This is a genomic window from Streptomyces sp. NPDC006551, from assembly GCF_040611675.1.
Taxonomy (GTDB): Bacteria; Actinomycetota; Actinomycetes; order Streptomycetales; family Streptomycetaceae; genus Streptomyces.
The window spans coordinates 125,952-143,123 of sequence record NZ_JBEXOT010000011.1 but is presented as its reverse complement, the minus strand read 5'-3'; the positions used below and the strand labels follow the sequence as shown (position 1 = coordinate 143,123).

General features: G+C 73.2%; 11 protein-coding genes and 1 pseudogene. 5 read left to right on the top strand and 7 right to left on the bottom strand.

Annotation, left to right across the window (positions count from 1 at the left end; all coding sequences use genetic code 11):
- Window positions 1–21: 21 nt before the first annotated feature.
- From ABZY12_RS14310 to ABZY12_RS14300, 3 genes are all read right to left on the bottom strand, one after another.
- Complete coding sequence (locus ABZY12_RS14310; RefSeq protein WP_356889933.1) at window positions 22–1,155, bottom strand: glycosyltransferase 87 family protein; 1,134 nt, start codon at window positions 1,153–1,155, stop codon at window positions 22–24.
- A gap of 288 nt (window positions 1,156–1,443) precedes the next feature.
- Window positions 1,444–2,244 carry an ABC transporter ATP-binding protein gene (locus ABZY12_RS14305; protein ID WP_356889877.1) on the bottom strand — a complete coding sequence of 267 codons (801 nt, stop codon included), beginning with the start codon at window positions 2,242–2,244 and terminating at the stop codon, window positions 1,444–1,446.
- On the bottom strand, window positions 2,237–3,163 hold the full coding sequence (locus ABZY12_RS14300; protein WP_356889875.1) for an ABC transporter permease: 927 nt from the start codon (window positions 3,161–3,163) through the stop codon (window positions 2,237–2,239). Before ABZY12_RS14300 ends, ABZY12_RS14305 begins: the two co-directional genes overlap by 8 nt.
- A 130-nt stretch (window positions 3,164–3,293) precedes the next feature.
- Here ABZY12_RS14300 and ABZY12_RS14295 point away from each other — a divergent pair, with 130 nt between their 5' ends.
- Complete coding sequence (locus ABZY12_RS14295; protein WP_356889873.1) at window positions 3,294–3,902, top strand: TetR/AcrR family transcriptional regulator; 609 nt, start codon at window positions 3,294–3,296, stop codon at window positions 3,900–3,902.
- A gap of 84 nt (window positions 3,903–3,986) precedes the next feature.
- On the opposite strand, the gene ABZY12_RS14290 is transcribed toward ABZY12_RS14295, so the two are convergent.
- The 4 genes from ABZY12_RS14290 to ABZY12_RS14275 form a co-directional block, all read right to left on the bottom strand.
- Window positions 3,987–4,790 carry a carbohydrate ABC transporter permease gene (locus ABZY12_RS14290; protein WP_356889931.1) on the bottom strand — a complete coding sequence of 268 codons (804 nt, stop codon included), beginning with the start codon at window positions 4,788–4,790 and terminating at the stop codon, window positions 3,987–3,989.
- A 62-nt stretch (window positions 4,791–4,852) separates the two neighbouring features.
- Window positions 4,853–6,199, bottom strand: a complete 1,347-nt coding sequence (locus ABZY12_RS14285) for a sugar ABC transporter permease (RefSeq protein WP_356889871.1) — start codon at window positions 6,197–6,199, stop codon at window positions 4,853–4,855.
- A gap of 9 nt (window positions 6,200–6,208) precedes the next feature.
- Window positions 6,209–7,597, bottom strand: a complete 1,389-nt coding sequence (locus tag ABZY12_RS14280) for an ABC transporter substrate-binding protein (protein ID WP_356889869.1) — start codon at window positions 7,595–7,597, stop codon at window positions 6,209–6,211.
- Window positions 7,598–7,752: 155 nt separating this feature from the next.
- Window positions 7,753–11,769, bottom strand: a complete 4,017-nt coding sequence (locus tag ABZY12_RS14275; protein ID WP_356889929.1) for an FHA domain-containing protein — start codon at window positions 11,767–11,769, stop codon at window positions 7,753–7,755.
- Window positions 11,770–12,200: 431 nt separating this feature from the next.
- Between ABZY12_RS14275 and ABZY12_RS14270 the strand changes: the two genes are divergently transcribed.
- The 4 genes and pseudogenes from ABZY12_RS14270 to ABZY12_RS14255 all read left to right on the top strand — a co-directional run.
- Complete coding sequence (locus ABZY12_RS14270) at window positions 12,201–13,856, top strand: serine/threonine-protein kinase (RefSeq protein ID WP_356889867.1); 1,656 nt, start codon at window positions 12,201–12,203, stop codon at window positions 13,854–13,856.
- A 107-nt stretch (window positions 13,857–13,963) separates the two neighbouring features.
- The gene (locus ABZY12_RS14265) at window positions 13,964–15,202 is read left to right on the top strand and encodes a serine/threonine-protein kinase (RefSeq protein ID WP_356889865.1); all 1,239 of its coding nucleotides are present in this window, start codon (window positions 13,964–13,966) and stop codon (window positions 15,200–15,202) included.
- A gap of 44 nt (window positions 15,203–15,246) precedes the next feature.
- Window positions 15,247–16,353, top strand: coding sequence for a peptide chain release factor 2 (gene prfB, locus ABZY12_RS14260; protein ID WP_356889863.1), 1,107 nt, complete (start codon window positions 15,247–15,249; stop codon window positions 16,351–16,353).
- A gap of 417 nt (window positions 16,354–16,770) precedes the next feature.
- A pseudogene (locus tag ABZY12_RS14255) lies at window positions 16,771–17,172 on the top strand (hypothetical protein); the annotation flags it as partial.

Sequence of the window (17,172 nt, the reverse complement as noted above, 5' to 3'; positions counted from 1 at the left end):
CGGTCGTCCGGCGGGGCCCTTTCACTCGTCCGGGGTGGCGACGGAGGCGGTCCACAGGCGCCGGGCGGCCAGCAGTGCCGCCGCCAGCAGCAGCGTGTTACGGGCGAGCATGACCACCAGGCCCGGCCAGGTGCCGGCCACCACCTCGTCGTAGAGGACCGGGTACGCGAGAGAGCTGAGCGCCGCCGCCGGAAGCAGGAGCACCGCCACCGGGCGCATCACACTCTCCCGGCAGGTCAGGCAGACGGCGACGAGACCGATCAGCCAGATCATGTACTGCGGGCTGATCACCCGGCTGGTGACGGTGAAGAGCAGTACGGCCGCCAGCGCCGCGTCCAGCGGCGTCGCCGCGGTCCAGGAGCGCGCCCGCAGCCGCCACATCAGCAGCCAGACGAAGGCCAGGACCGTCAGCAGCAGCGCGAGCCGGCCCACGCTGGAGACGTACGGGCCGACGTACTCGAAGGCGCCGTAGCGGTACTCCACCGTCCCCGGCCAGACGCCCGTCGATCTGGCCACCGCCAGCGCGGTGCCGCCGAGCGACTCGATCTGGACGCCCCGGCTGCCCTGCTGGCGCAGGAAGTCGAGGGAGTGGGTGAAACAGAGCGCGAGGGTGGCGAGCAGGGCCGCCGCGGTGACCGCGGCGGACACCCAGGCGTCACGGGTGGTACGGCCCCGGGGGGTGCCGATCAGGGTCAGGGCCGGCCACACCTTGACCAGCGTGCCGACCGCGGCGAGCGCCCCGCCGAGGAGACGCCCCGCGGTGAAGCGGGACCTCAGGGCGAGGAGCGCGAGTACGGCGAGGGCGGTGACCTGGACGTCGTACCGGGCGAGGGGGATGTGCAGGAGCAGCGGCAGTCCGCAGACCCAGACCCAGGCGCCGTGCGTGAGGCGGTCGCTGTCGGCCCGGGCGAGGGCGAGGGCCACGGCGGCGTCGGCGAGCAGGGTGAGGGCGACGAAGGCCTGGAAGTAGGTGAGCCACGGCAGCACGCCCGGCGACATGATGACGAGGCCGGCGCCGGGCGGATACTGCCAGGTGACGTCGCCCACCGGGAAGGTGCCGTGCGCGAACTGCCGGTACCAGTACTGGTAGAGCACATGGACCTCGCGGCCCACGCCGCCGATGCCCAGGCTGTCGCGCAGGAGGAGCAGCAGCATCCCGACGCGGGTGACGGTCCAGATACCGGCGAGGGCGCGCTGGGGGCCGGTGCCGACCGCGACGAAGGTGGCGGCTGTGAACGTCTCCGACTCGAAGGGGGAGCCGGTGAGGGCGGGGGGCGCGGGCGCGCACGGGGACGGCGGCGACGGCCGGCCGTCCGCGCCGGTGGTGCCGGTACCGGTGTCGATGCCGGGGTCGCCCGGGGCGCTTGGATCGCCGTCGGGTGAGGGCCGTGGGGTGCGGTTTCGATGCGTGGTCATCGAAACCGCACTCTATTGCTGTTTGGGTTACTTACTCCCCTTTTGTCCCCCCGTCCTGGTGAACTCCTCGTACGCCGCCACGACCTCGTCCGCCGGACCGTCCCTCCACAGCGTGCCCGCCTCGAGCCACAGGGCCCGGTCACACGTCTCGGTGATGGTGGAGTTCGAGTGGCTGACCAGGAAGACCGTCCCCGCCTCTGCCCGGAGCTCGTCGATCCGTTGCCGGCTGCGGCGGCGGAACCGCGCGTCACCCGTCGCCAGCGCCTCGTCGATCAGCAGCACGTCATGGCTCTTCGCCGCCGCGATGGAGAAGCGGAGGCGGGCGCTCATGCCCGAGGAGTACGTCCGCATCGGCAGCGAGATGAAGTCGCCCTTCTCGTCGATCCCGGAGAAGTCCACGATCTCGTCGTAGCGGGCGTCGATCTCCGTGCGGCTCATGCCCATCGCCAGCCCGCCGAGGATCACGTTGCGCTCCCCGGTCAGATCGCCCATCAGTGCCGCGTTGACGCCGAGGAGCGACGGCCGGCCCTGGGTGTAGATCCGTCCCTCGTCCACCGGCAGCAGCCCCGCCACGGCCTTGAGGAGCGTGGATTTCCCCGATCCGTTCGATCCGATCAGGCCGATCGCCTCCCCTCGGTAGGCGGCGAAGCTGACGCCCTTGACCGCGTGCACCGTGCGGGCGCCCGGAGCGGCCCGGCGGGAGAGCATCCGGCCGAGGGCGGCGGTGGCGCCGCCCTTCCCGGTCCGGCCGCCCTGGACGGTGTAGGTGACGTGGGCGCCGTCGACGACGACGGTGGGGATCCGCTCGGGGAGCGTGTGGTCAGCCACGGCCGTAGGTCTCCTCTGCCTTCCAGAAATAGAGGAAGCCGCCGACGAAGGCCAGCAGCGCCCAGCCGGCGGCGAACGCCCAGGCGTGCGGGGGCAGCTGACCCGAGGTGAAGCTGCCGATCAGCGCGCAGCGCATCAGGTCGATGTAGAGCGCCGCCGGATTGGCCTCCAGGATCGCGATCAACGCCTGCGGGAGCCGGCTGCTCGCCGCCAGGTGCTGAAGGGACCACATGACACCGGAGACGTACATCCAGGTGCGCAGCAGGAACGGCATCAGCTGCGCGATGTCCGGCGTACGGGCGGCCAGGCGGGCCATGACGAGGGCGACGCCGGTGTTGAAGAGCGTCTGGAGGAAGAGCGCCGGGACGGCGAGCAGCCAGCTCCGGGCCGGGAACTCGCCGAAGCAGAACAGGATGACGACCAGCGCGCCGAGCGAGAAGACGAGTTGCTGGAGCTGCTGCAGCGCGACGGCGACGGGGAGGCTCGCGCGGGGGAAGTGCAGGGCCCGGACGAGGCCGATGTTGCCGCTGATGGCGCGGGTCCCCGCCAGGACCGACTGTGACGTGAAGGTCCAGACGAAGACGCCCGTGATCAGGAACGGGACGTAGTCCGGGATGTCGCTGCGGACGTCCATCAGGACGCCGAAGACGAAGAAGTAGACCGCCGCGTTGAGGAGCGGGGTCATCACCTGCCACATCTGGCCGAGCCTCGCCCGGCTGTACTGCGCGGTGAGGCGGGCGGTCGCGAAGGTGGCGATGAAGGCGCGGCGCGACCAGAGCTGCCGGACGTACGCGAGGAGGGTGGGGCGGGCGCCGCTGACGGACAGCCCGTGGCGCAGGGCGAGCGCGCGCAGGTCCTCGCCCTGGCCGGGCGGCTCGACCGCTCGCGGGAGCGTCGGGGTGGTCGTCTGGGTGGTCACGGAGTCGCTTTCGGCTCGACGGTTCTACGACAGGACGGGACCGTATCGTCGTTACGAACGAGGCTAGACCCGGTGTACGTCGGAACGCAACCGTATCGTCGTGACGTCATCGTTGGTTAGGATCCTGTCCATGACGACACCACCCCCCGGAACCCCTCGCCGCGCCCCCGCGGGAGCCGCCGTGCTCCGGGAGGACGTGACCGAGGCCATCCGCGCGGCCGTCTTCGAGGAGCTGGCCGCCGTCGGGTTCGCGCGCATGTCGATCGAGGGCATCGCCCGCCGCGCGGGTGTCGGCAAGACCGCCGTCTACCGGCGCTGGAAGTCCAAGCTCTCGCTCGTCCTCGACCTCGTCGGCGCCTTCGCCGCGCAGGGGCTGCCCGCACCGTCCACCGGTTCGCTGTACGGGGACGTGCGCGCCCTTCTCGAGGTCGCCTCGCACGCCCTGCGCCACCCGGTGGCCTCGCAGGTCATCCCGGACCTGCTGGTGGAGGCCGCCCGGCAGCCGGAGATCGCCGAGGCGATCAAGGCGGCCCTCCTCGACAGCCAGCAGGGCGTCGTCGCCCAGGTGGTGCGCGAGGCCGTGGACCGCGGGGAACTGACGCCGGGCGCCGACCCGGACCGGGCGCTCGACCTGGTCGTGGGGCCGCTGTACTGGCGACTCGTGGTGGTCAGGGGCGACCTGCCCCCGGGCTACCTGGACGACCTCGCACGGTCGGCGGTGGCGGCGCTCACGGCCTGACGGGCGGAAGGGGCATGGGCTGTACGCGCACCGGCGGGCACGGGTACGAGAGCGCGCCCCGTACCCGTACCGCCGTGCCCGTCCCTACTTCACCGCGCCCGCCATCACGCCCGAGACGAACTGCCGCTGGAAGGCGAAGAAGACCGCCAGCGGAATCACCATCGAGACGAACGCGCCCGGCGCCAGCACGTCGATGTTGTTGCCGAACTGGCGTACCTGCTGCTGCAGCGCCACCGTGATCGGCGGGGACTCGGAGTCCGCGAAGATCAGCGCGACGAGCATGTCGTTCCACACCCACAGGAACTGGAAGATGCCGAGCGAGGCGATCGCCGGCCCGCCCAGCGGCATCACGACACGGGTGAAGAGCCGGACCTCGCCCGCCCCGTCCAGCCGGGCCGCTTCGAGCAGCTCCTTCGGGATCTCCGCGAAGAAGTTCCGCAGCAGGAAGATCGCGAAGGGCAGTCCGAAGGCGGTGTGGAAGAGCACGACCCCCAGCGTCGTCTCGAAGATCCCGATCGTGCCGAACAGTTTCGACACCGGCACGAGCGCGACCTGCACCGGGACCACGAGAAGGCCGACGCCGACCAGGAACCACCAGTCCCGTCCGGGGAAGTCCAGCCAGGCGAAGGCGTACCCGGCGAACGAGCCGATGACGACGACGAGGACGGTGGCCGGGACGGTGATCAGGATGGTGGAGAGCAGCGAGCCGGTGATGGTCTCGTTGGCGAGGAGGTCGGCGTAGTTTTCGGTGGTGAGCTGGGCCGGGGCGCTGAAGACCTGCCACCAGCCGCTCTCGCTGATGTCGGAGGGGGAGCGGAGCGACGACAGCAGCAGCCCCACCGTCGGCATCAGCCAGAAGAGCCCGACGAGGACGAGGAAGATCCGCATCGCGCCCCCGCCGGTCCGGGCTGCGATCCGCGCCCCCAGACCGCCGTCTCGATTCGACGCTGTCACCGGCGGGTCTCCCTTCGCATACGGCGGATGTTGAAGGCCATCACCGGGATCACGAGGAGCAGGAGCAGGACGGCGATGGCGGAGCCGATCCCGAGATCGGCGTCCGTGCCGAAGGACGACCGGTACAGCTGGAGCGCGAGCACGTTCGCGTCGTCCTGCGCCGAGCCCGGCGCGATGATGAACACCAGGTCGAAGACCTTGAGGACGTTGATCATCAGGGTGACGAGGACGACGGCGAGGACGGGCGCGAGGAGGGGGACCGTGATGCGGCGGAACACCTGCCATTCGTTCGCCCCGTCGACGCGGGCCGCTTCGAGGAGTTCGCGCGGCACGCTCGCCAGGCCGGCGGCGATCAGCATCATCGCGAACCCGGCCCACATCCACACGTAACTGCCGATGATGGCGGGGGTGACGAGGGAGGGGCCGAGCCACTCGACGCCGTTGTACTGCTCCCGGAAGTTGCTCGCGGGCAGCCGCAGGACCGATCCGTCGGCGGCGGCCGGGAGGCTGAACGTGCCGTCGGCGGCGGCCGTGGTGCTCGCGACGACCCTGCCGTCCTTCACCGCCTCGATGCGCAGCCCCTTGAGGCCGAGTTCCTTCGCGTCGACGACGTTCGGCTTCCCGCCCCCGCCTCTGGTGAAGTCCAGCCAGGCCGTGCCGGAGATCCCGTCGGCCGCGGGCGCGGGCTCGGCGGTGCGCGCCGGCCGGGCGTCCCGCGGCATCTGCGCCGGCGGGACGCCGATCAGCGGGAGCCGCGCTACCTCTCCCGTACGGACCGGCTCCTCGGTGACGAACCCGCCGTCGCCCGCCGGCGCGAGCGGATGGACCGGGAGCGGGCGCGCCCGGGGGAAGACGGACGACTCGGCGAAGGTGTCGTGGACGCCGACCCAGACGGCGTTGGCGACCCCGCGGTCCGGATCCTGCTCGTACACGAGCCGGAAGATGATGCCGGCGGCGAGCATCGAGATGGCCATGGGCATGAAGACGATCAGCTTGAACGCCGTGCCCCAGCGCACCCGCTCGGTGAGGACCGCGAAGATCAGTCCGAGCACGGTCGCGACGGCCGGGGCGAGAACCACCCAGATGGCGTTGTTCTTGACGGCCGTGAGGATGGTGTCGTCGGTGAAGAGCTCGATGTAGTTGTCGAGGCCGGCGAAGGAGGTCCCGGACTTGTCGAAGAAGGACCGCTGGACGGAGTACCCGATCGGGTAGACGACGAGCGCACCGAGCAGCAGCAGGGCGGGGAGGAGGAACCCCGCCGCCACTGCCTTACGGGTGCCGGTGACGCTCTTGTGCGGAGTGCGGGGCGTGCCTTTCCCGCCTATGCGCGGCACCGATGCCATGACGGCGGCTCAGCTCTTGTACGCCTTGGCCGCGTCGGCCTCCAGCCGTGCCTGGATACCGGCGATGTCCTTCGGGTTCTTCAGGAAGTCCTGGAGGGCCTTCCACTCGCCCTTGCCGGGAGTTCCGCCGAACGACTGGGGCATCTGGTCCGACATGTCGAAGCGGAAGTCGTCGCCCGCCTCGATCAGCGCCTTGGCGATCTCGCGCTGGACGTCGTTCGGGTACGCCGCCGGGTCCAGGTTCTTGTTGGGGGAGAGGAACCCGCCCGCGCCCGCCCAGATCTCCGCCGCGTCGGGGGAGGCGAGGAAGGTCAGCAGCGCCTGGGCGCCCTTGGTGTCCTTCAGCGCCACCGCCGCGTCGCCGGCCGTCACCACCGGGGACTCCGCGCCGTCGCCCACGGCAGGGAACGGGAACACCTTCGCGTCCGTACCGATCTTGGCGTCGGTCTGCGCGATGTTGACGGCGGCGAAGTCGCCCTCGAACACCATCGCCCCCTTGGGCTGGTCACCGCCGGTGAAGGTCTGGGTGACCGAGGCGGGGAACTCGGTCTGCAGCGCGCCGTCCGCGCCGCCCGCGATCAGGTTCGGCTTGCCGAACAGCTCGCCGAGTGTGGTCAGGGCCTGGGTGACCGACGGGTCCGTCCACTTGATCTTGTGCTGGGCCAGCTGGTCGTACTTCTCGGGGCCCGCCTGGGAGAGATAGACGTTCTCGAACCAGTCGGTGAGCGTCCAGCCGTCCGCGCCGCCCACCGAGACGGGGGTGACGCCGGAGGCGGAGATGGTCTCGGCGGTGGCGAGGAAGTCCTTCCACGTCTTGGGCTCGGACGCGCCGGCGTTCTCGAAAGCCGCGCTGTTGTACCAGATCAGGGACTTGTTGGCGGCCTTGAAGTAGACGCCGTACTGCGTGCCGTCGACCGCGCCGAGGTCCTGCCAGCCCTTGGAGTAGTTCTTGGCGAGCTGGGCCTTGGCCTCAGGCCCGACCGGCTTGATCCACTTCTGGGCGGCGGCCTGGTGGATCGCACCGACCTGGGGGAGCATCGCCACGTCCGGCGGGGCACCGCCCGCGATCTTCGTACCGAGGAAGTTCACGATCGGGTCCTGCGCGGGCACGAAGGTGACGGTGGCGCCGGTGCGCTTCTCGAACTCCTTCAGGACCTTGGTGAAGTTCTCCTGCTCGGGGCCGGTCCACACGGCGGCGACCTGGATCTTCTCGCCCTTCAGGGAGGGGAGGGAGACCGAGTCCCCGCCGGTGTCACCGGTGCTGGTGGGCCCGGCCGGGGGGCCCTGGTCCTTGGCGCCGTCGGTGCCGCAGCCCGCGAGGGCGAGTGCGGTGACCGCGGTGAGGGAGGTGATCGCCGCCGCGGCCCTGCGTGTACGAAGAGTTGTACGTGTACGCATTACTGCCCCGTCTCTCCTGTGCCCGTGCTCGTCCCGTGCTCGTGCCAGTGCGGACAGGTCTACGCCGGGTGATCGGGCCCCGCAATACCGCCTCCCGCGCCGAACGGGGGATCGTGATGGGCTCGTGACGTGTGGTCAGACGGCGGAGGCGGGGGTCAGGGGTGGACGGCGGGGGTGAGGGGAGCCGCCGGGGTGGCGTCGACGGAGCGGGCCGCGCGGTCGAGAGCACTCGCCAGGAGCGCCAGATCGGTCGGGCCGTTGCCGAGTTCGCGCACGGGTCTGCGGGTGGGCGGATCGCCCATCCGCTCCCACTCCAGCGGGACCACGGTCGGCCGCAGCGTCGCCGTGCGGGGGATGCGTCCGGTGACCCGGCCGGACTGGAACGGCGTCACCCGGCCGTCCGGGTGACCGAGCCGCCCCCGGCCCGGCGCTGGCTCGTCGGGGCCGGGCGCCGCGGGAGGAGCGTCGAGCACGATCCGGAGCCGGGCGCCGTGGGCCAGCTCCGTGTCCGCGGTCCGGTCCGGGCGGGCCGAGGTCGCGATCAGGTGCACCCCGAGGCGGGCGCCGCCTCGTGCCACGGCTTCGAGGGCCCGTACGACAGAGCCGGCGGCGGGCCGCCCCGACGCCCCGAGCGCCGGTGCCACGAGCGCGTCGAAGTCGTCCACCAGCACGACGAGCCGGGGCAGCGGGCCGACGGCCCCCGGGTCGCCGGAGCCGCCCTCGGCCCGCTCCCAGGCGGCCGCGTCGCCGCCTGCCTCGGGCTCCCCACCGGGACGGGGGGTGCGGCCGCTGGGGCGATCGGAGAGGGTGCCGTCCGCGCCGGGGTGGGGGGTGCGGCCGCTGGGGCGGTCGGAGAGCGAGCCGGTGCCGGTCCGCCGCGCGCGTCCACCGGCGCCGTCGCCGAGGCCGGCGTCGGCCCGCCGAGGCAGCCGCCCGCTGGGGCGGTCGGAGAGCTCGGAGTCGTTCGTCCGGGAGACGCCGCCGGGTCGGTCCGCGCGATCGTCCCGCGCCGGGCGGGGGATGCCCGGGCCCGGGCGGTCGCCGACCGGGCCCTCGTCCGTCCGCAGCGTCCGGCCACTGGGGTGGTAGGTCAGGTCTTCCGGTCCGGCGCGCAGGGTCCGGCCGCTCGGGCGGTCGGTGAGGGTGTCGTCGGTGGGGCGGTGGATCCGGCCGGTGTCGTCGGTGGGGCGGTGGACTCGGCCGGTGTCGTCGGTGGGGCGGTGGGCCCGGCCGCTCGGGCGGTCGGTGAGGAAGGTGTCACCGGCGCGGGCGTCGGGAACGCGGGCCGTCGCCCGGGTGACCGGCGGCATGCTCTCCGCCGGGCTCGGCCCGCGCTGTCCGATCAGGCGGTCCTGCACCGGACGCCGGGTGGCCGCCCGGTGGTCTCCGAAGTGCCCGTCGCCCAGAAGCTCCGCGCGACGCTTCAGTTCGGCTCCCAGCGCCTGGGCGAACTCGCGCATCCGTACCGGGTCGGAGGCGACCAGGTGCTCGGTGACATGGGGCAGCTCCGTACAGGCCGCCAGGCCCTCGCCCCGCTCGCCGCCCGCGCCGTCCACCAGGAGCAGTCCCAGACGGTCGGGTCGTCCCCCGGCCGCGAGGGAGGCGGCGATCGACCGCAGCAGCTCCGTGCGGCCGCTGCCGGCCGGGCCCTCGATCAGCAGATGCGGCCCCTCTTCGGTCAGATCGACCGAGACCGGTCCGCGCGGTCCCGCCCCGAGCACGACCGTCCCGTCCCCGGCCGAGGCCCAGCGGGCCAGCAGCGAGGCCGGGGTGGCCCGGGCGAGACCGAGTTCGTCGAGCAGCCGGGCAGACCGTGGCAGAGCCGCCGTCGCCGCACGCCCGCGCGGCGAGCCACCTTCCGTACGCAGCGGGGCCAGGGCCCGGCCGAAGCGCTCCGCCCAGGCGACGGAGACCGCGTCCACCACCCCGACCGTGCCGTGGCCCGCGGCCCGGCCGCCCGCCGTACGCAGCAGTCGCAGCGCCGTCGCCACATCGCCGCTCAGCAGGGCGACCGCCCCGCATTCGCGGAAGGCGAGGGAGGCCGCGCACGCGCTCTCGTAGGTCGCCGACACCGGTGACACGGGCGAGGCGGCCGGGGTCTCCGCGAGACAGATCAGATGGATCCCGGCGGCGGCCCCCGCTCCGGCGAGCCGGGCGGTCGTCTCGCGCAGCGCCGCCGAACCGGGGTCTCCGTCCACGATCACCACCGTCGCCGGGCCTTCGTGGCGCGCGGCGGCCTCGGCGACGGCCGCGCGGTCGGCGCTGGGCCAGCCGGGGCCGAGCGGCCCGTCGTCGAGGCGGCGGGTGAGTTCGGCCGTACGGGCGTCGGCCTGTTCACGGTCGTACGCGAGGAGCAGCCGGCAGTCCTGACCGTGCGCCGGCCGCAGATGCGGGAGCCAGCCGAGCCAGCCCCAGGCGCGGCGCCGCTCCTCGAGGGAACGGTTGCGGTCCGCGCTGATCAGCACGATCTCGAGCTCGGAGGGGGAGTGCAGGGCGGCGAGCTGTGCCACGACGGAGCGGGCGAGCCCGGCGAGCCGCTTTCCCGGCCCGGCCAGCCCGAGCGAGCCGGCCTCGCGCAGCCCGACGGTGACGGGTACCCCGGACAGCTCCGCCCGGTCGGTCGTGCCGAGCCGGACCACCAGCGACTCGGGATGGCCGGGCCCGCGCTCCCAGAGCCGGGGGCCCGGTCCGAGCGCGGTCAGCAGGACGGCGGCCGGGTCGGGCCAGGTCTCGGCGGCCGGCGCCGGCCCTGAGGCGTTCCGGTGCGGATCGGACGCGCCGACGGCGCCGGAAGCGGCCCCGGCGTCCGCTGCCGGCAGCTCGCCCTTGCCGCCGGCGAGCCGCCGCGCCCACGCCCCTATCCCGCGCTTGCCGCGCCCCTGCGGAGCGGCGGCGGGCTGCCGACGGGTCCTGCTGTGGCCCTCGCCCTCACCTTCCAGCGCCTCCTCAGCACGCGCGTGGCCGAGGGAGCCCCCGTGCGTGGCGTCCTCGTCGGGGCGGGAGGGGGTGCGGTGGGGTCCGTGCCCGCCGCGCGTGTGGGCCCGGGCGCCGTCGGTCTCCGGCTCGTACGGGCCGGCGTGGTGGGCGGCGTCCGTGCCACGCGGGCCGTGCCCCTGGCCCGCGGCGGAGCTCTGCCCATGGTCCGGGCCGCTCCCGCCCCCCGAGCCGGAGCCGCGCCCGGAGCCGCTCCCGGCATCTACGCCCTGGCCGTACGGCTGGCCGGGCCGGGGCCCGGAGGCGGAGTCCGCGCCGGCCCCGTGGGTGTGACCCGCGCGGGTCCCCGAGCCGGCGCCCGCGCCCTGCCCGTGCGTCTGACCCGTGCCGCGCCCCGTGCCGGTGTCCGCGCCGGTTTCGTACGTGTGACCCGCGCGGGTCCCCGAGCCGGCGCCCGCGCCCTGCCCGTGCGTCTGACCCGTGCCGCGCCCCGTGCCGGTGTCAGCCGCCGCGGTCGTCCCGTGCCCGCTGTCGCTCCCTGGGCCCGTCCCGTACCCCGCGCCGCTGCCGGCACGCGAGCCGGAGTCCGCCCCGGCGCCCACCCGCAGGTGGCCCTCGCCGTCCGGGGTCGTCGGCAGGGCGTCCGTGCCGACGGTCCCGGGCGTGAGGCGCAGGGCGGACTCGCCGAGGCGCAGGACGGCGCCGGGGAGCAGGCGGACCGGGCGGTCACCCACCGGGGCGCCGTCCAGCGTCGTGCCGTTCGTGGAACCGAGGTCCGCGACCGTGACCCGGCCGTCGTCGCCGACCGTCACCGTGCAGTGCACCCGGGAGACGTCCGGGTCGTCGAGCGGGACGTCCGCGTCCAGGGAGCGGCCGACCCTGATCGGGCCGCCGTGCAGCAGATGCACCCCGCCGGCGTCCGGACCCGCGACCACGTGGAGCCGGGCCGCGGCGCCCTCACCGAGCCGGTCGTCCTCGCCGGGCACCTGGAGCGTGAGCACGGCGCCGTCGACGAGCGGAGGCTCGCCCAGCGCGCAGCGGCGGGTGTCGAGCCGCTCCCGGCCGGCGTAGAGCACGGTCGTGCCAGAGGTGGAACCGTCGGGCCCGGAGACGGCCGCTGCCAGACCGGAGGCCACGGCGGCCAGCGCCGTCCCCGCCGGAGCGGTGACAAGCACATCGCAGGCGCGCCCCGCGCCGTGGCCGGCGTGCGGCGCGAGGACGGTCAGCCGGATCTGCATCGCCGTCAGCGGTCCCTTCTGCGCGTGTGCTCGGCAGGGGAACCGCCCTGTGTCCTCCCCCACCCCGCACGGACGCGTCGTCCGGTACAGGTCGGCACGGCGCGGGGCTCCCGTCCCCTCGATGCGACGTGCTGTGTGCATCCTCGCACCTGCCGCTGACAACCCGCCCGCGGGTCGCCTCCAAGTGATCTTGAATGGTCGGCTGTGGACGTAAAAGTGCCTGGTTGAGCACGCCTCGCGTCGCTTCCCGCAACCTCCGGTACGACAAACGCGTCTTGTTTTCGGACAAGTCCGGCGCCGGAATCGGCCGTCCCGTGATCGACCGTTGACCCGTTCGGCGGCACTAAAGTGGGTTGGACACCCGGACGGGTCACAACAGATGACAGGGACCCGGGACCCCCCAGGACCACGATCAGCAGGGAGCGCGTGACGTGCGGCCAATCGGCAGCAAGTACCTGCTCGAGGAGCCGCTCGGCCGCGGCGCCACGGGCACCGTCTGGCGAGCCCGCCAGCGGGAGACGGCGGGCGCCGAGGCCGCCGTGCCGGGCCAGCCCGGAGAGACCGTCGCGATCAAGGTCCTCAAGGAGGAGCTGGCTAACGACGCGGACATCGTGATGCGCTTCCTGCGCGAGCGGTCCGTGCTGCTCCGGCTCACCCACCCCAACATCGTGCGCACGCGCGACCTGGTCGTGGAGGGCGATGTCCTCGCCCTGGTCATGGATCTCGTCGAGGGCCCGGATCTGCACCGCTACATCCGTGAGAACGGCCCCCTCACCCCGGTCGCCGCGAGCCTGCTCACCGCGCAGATCGCCGACGCCCTCGCCGCCAGCCACGCCGACGGCGTGGTCCACCGCGACCTCAAGCCGGCCAACGTCCTGCTCGCCGAGCGCGACGGCCAGATGCACCCGATGCTCACCGACTTCGGCATCGCGCGCCTAGCCGACTCCCCGGGCCTGACCCGTACGCACGAATTCGTCGGCACGCCCGCGTACGTCGCGCCGGAGTCCGCCGAGGGCCGCCCGCAGACCTCCGCCGTCGACATCTACGGCGCGGGCATCCTGCTGTACGAGCTGGTCACCGGCCGTCCCCCGTTCGCGGGCGGCACGGCCCTCGAGGTCCTGCACCGGCACCTCAGCGAGGACCCGCACCGCCCGTCGACCGTCCCGGGGCCCCTGTGGACCGTCATAGAGCGCTGCCTCAGCAAGAACCCGGACCAGCGGCCCAGCGCCGAGAACCTGGCCCGTGCGCTGCGTACGGTCGCGTCCGGCATCGGCGTGCACGCCACACCCGCGCAGATCGAGGCCGCCGAGGGGGTCGGCGCCCTGCTCGCCCCCGACCCGGCGCCCGCGCCCGTCCCGGAGACGCCGGGCGCGGCCGACCCGACCCAGGTGCTCCCCAGCGGTGGCGGAGCGCACCGGTACGACCCGGCCGCCGCGACGAGCGTCATGCCGACCAGCGGTCCCGTCGGCGGCGGCGCCGACCCGACCGCGGTCATGCCTCCCGTACCGCCCCAGCCGCCGCAGGGTTCCCCGGGTGACGAGCCGCACCCCTGGCAGAGCCAGCTGCGCGCGGCCCGTGACCGCAACGAGCAGACGCAGGTGCAGTACCTGGACCCGAGCCAGGACCCGCTGCGCCGCCGCCCCCAGCGCCAGCCTCAGCCGTACACGCCTCAGCCGCCCCACCCCCAGCAGCAGCCGCCGCGTCCGCCGCAGCGGCAGCAGTACGCGCCGCAGCAGCCTCCGCCGCAGCCCCCGCAGCAGCAGTACGCACCGCCCCAGCAGCAGTACCGGCCCCCGCAGCCGCCGCCGCAGGCGCCGGCCCCGCGCGAGCCGCGCCCGCCGCGTCAGCGCAGCGCGAACCCGATGCGGATCCCGGGCCTCGGCTGCCTCAAGGGCTGTCTGTTCACGGTCGTGCTGTTCGTGATCGCCGGCTGGCTCATCTGGGAGCTGACCCCGCTCCAGGACTGGGTCGCCGAGGGCAAGGGCTACTGGCAGGCGATCGGGGACATGATCTCGTCCGTCTCCACATGGGTCTCCGAGCTCGGAAGCACGGAGGGTGGTACTACTACCGGCGGTACGGGGCAGTAGTACTGCCGATTTATCGACTTCCGAGGGGTGATTTCCCCTCGGAAGTGACGACCAGCGCCCGTGGACGCGTAACTTTGTCGCGACCGCCAGCCGCTGAGGGAGCAGTCTTGGCACGGAAAATCGGCAGCCGCTACACGGCCCACCAGATCCTCGGGCGGGGCAGCGCCGGCACGGTGTGGCTCGGCGAGGGCCCCGAGGGCCCCGTCGCCATCAAGCTGCTGCGCGAGGACCTGGCCTCGGACCAGGAGCTCGTCGGCCGCTTCGTCCAGGAGCGCACGGCCCTGCTCGGTCTCGACCACCCCCGGGTGGTCTCCGTCCGCGACCTCGTCGTCGACGGGAACGACCTCGCGCTCGTGATGGACCTGGTCCGCGGCACCGACCTCCGCACCCGCCTCGACCGGGAACGGCGGCTCGCCCCCGAGGCGGCCGTCGCGATCATCGCGGACGTCGCCGACGGACTGGCGGCCGCGCACGCCGCCGGAGTCGTCCACCGGGACGTCAAGCCCGAGAACATCCTCCTCGACATGGAGGGCCCGCTCGGCCCCGGCGGCGCCCATCCGGCGCTGTTGACCGACTTCGGCGTCGCCAAGCTGATCGACACCCCCGGCCGCACCAAGGCGACACGGATCATCGGTACGCCGGACTATCTGGCCCCCGAGATCGTCGAGGGCCTGCCACCGCGCGCGGCGGTCGACATCTACGCCCTCGCCACCGTGCTGTACGAGCTCCTCGCCGGGTTCACGCCCTTCGGCGGCGGGCATCCGGGGGCGGTGCTGCGCCGGCACGTCACCGAGACGGTCGTGCCGCTGCCCGGCATCCCCGAGGAGCTGTGGCAGCTGATCGTCCAGTGCCTCGCCAAGGCCCCGGCCTCCCGTCTGCGAGCCTCGGAACTGGGCGCCCGGCTGCGCGACGTCCTGCCGATGCTCTCCGGCATCCCGCCGCTCGACGTGGACGAGCCGGACGCCGAGCCGGCCGCCGAGCCGCAGGAGGAGGACCCGTACCCGACCGCCGCCCCGGCCGGCGGACCGGCTCCGCGCCGGGCCGCCGTCCCGCTGGTCCCGGGCGCCTCTCCGGACTCCAACCGGGACACCCACACCTCCATGCGGGTCCCCGCCCCCGACGAACTCTCCGGCGGCCCCCTGGGCACGGCACGCGCCCCCCGCCCGGCGGGCGCCCGGCGCCCCGGCTCGGCCCGGCACAAGGCGGAGGCGGTCCGCAAGCGCCGCATCACCCTCTCCCTCGCCGCGGTCGTGATCGCCGGCGCCCTGGCGGCGGGCGGCTATCTGGCGACCGCCGGCGACTCCGACACCCCGCCGCAGGACTCCAAGACGTCCTCACAGCCCTGAAGCCCGGGGGCCGGGGATGAGCGGCGAGCCGTTACGCTGGACGCGTGGCAGTCGTCGATGTATCCGAAGAGCTGAAGTCCCTCTCCTCGACCATGGGGTCGATCGAGGCCGTACTGGACCTCGAACAGATGAGGGCAGACATCGCCGTGCTCGAAGAGCAGGCCGCGGCCCCGTCCCTCTGGGACGACCCGGAGGCGGCGCAGAAGATCACCAGCAAGCTTTCGCACCTCCAGGCCGAGGTCCGCAAGGCCGAGGCCCTGCGCAGCCGGATCGACGACCTCGCGGTGCTCTTCGAGCTCGCCGAGGAGATGGACGACCCGGACACGCGCACCGAGGCCGAGACGGAGCTCGTCTCGGTCCGCAAGGCGCTGGACGAGATGGAAGTCCGTACGCTGCTGTCCGGCGAGTACGACGAGCGTGAGGCGCTCGTCAACATCCGCGCCGAGGCGGGCGGCGTCGACGCCGCCGACTTCGCCGAGCAGCTCCAGCGCATGTACCTGCGGTGGGCCGAGCGGCACGGCTACGGCACGGAGGTCTACGAAACCTCGTACGCCGAAGAGGCCGGCATCAAGTCGACCACCTTCGTGGTCAAGGCCCCGTACGCCTACGGCACGCTCTCGGTCGAGCAGGGCACGCACCGTCTGGTGCGCATCTCACCCTTCGACAACCAGGGCCGCCGCCAGACTTCCTTCGCGGGCGTCGAGATCCTCCCGGTCGTGGAGTCCTCCGACCACGTCGAGATCGACGAGTCCGAGCTGCGCGTGGACGTCTACCGCGCGTCGGGCCCGGGCGGCCAGGGCGTCAACACGACCGACTCGGCGGTGCGCATCACGCACCTCCCGACCGGCATCGTGGTCTCCTGCCAGAACGAGCGCTCCCAGATCCAGAACAAGGCGAGCGCGATGAACGTCCTCCAGGCCAAGCTCCTCGAGCGCCAGCGCCAGGAGGAGCGCGCCAAGATGGACGCCCTGAAGGGCGACGGCGGCAGCTCCTGGGGCAACCAGATGCGCTCGTACGTCCTCCACCCGTACCAGATGGTCAAGGACCTGCGTACGGACTTCGAGGTCGGCAACCCGCAGTCGGTCCTCGACGGCGAGATCGACGGCTTCCTCGAGGCGGGCATCCGCTGGCGCAAGCAGCAGGAGAAGTAACCGAGTTCGCTTTCACGGCGCCCGGGCCCCGCACCTTGTGTGCGCGGGGCCCGGGCGCCGTTGTCCTGTCCGACGGGCGTACGGTCGCCTGGTGACGATGGAGCGTTGATTCGCGGGCGCAAGCGGAAACCCGGTCCGGCAGGCGCTTTGTCGACAAGGGAACTGCCGTGAGGGAGGCGGAAGTTCCGCGTTTACGTCACAGTTGCATCCCCGCATGGCGGGCAACTCATGATCTTTCGGGCATCGCACGCGCAACGACCTTGACGCGTTTACGGAAAGTCGGGAGGGTGGCGCATGGCATGCGCATTTCTGGGGCGTGTGTGAACGGGGGCCGGTCCAGTCACGACGTCGCTCCTGCTGCCCGCGGCCCCGAGCGCTGCTCCATGACGAGATTGAGCTACTGGGGGTAGCAGCCAGATGACGAAGAAGACGCGCGTTCGCCTCGCGCGCATCGCGGCCGGCACGGTGATCGTCGCCGGCGCGTCCCTGACCGCCGCGGGCGCCGCACAGGCGGTCAACGCGGACATCGAGGTCGGTCCGCTCAGCATCCAGGCCCAGGTGGGCGAGGAAGAGGACCCCTGCGCGCCGGGCTCCGTGTGCGAGGACCCGAACCCGGCCGACCCGAACCCGGCGAACCCGAACCCGGCGAACCCGAACCCGGCGAACCCGAACCCGGCCGACCCGAACCCGGCGAACCCGAACCCGGCGAACCCGAACCCGGCCGACCCGAACCCGGCGAACCCGAACCCGGCCGACCCGAACCCGGCGAACCCGAACCCGGCGAACCCGAACCCGGCCGACCCGAACCCGGCGAACCCG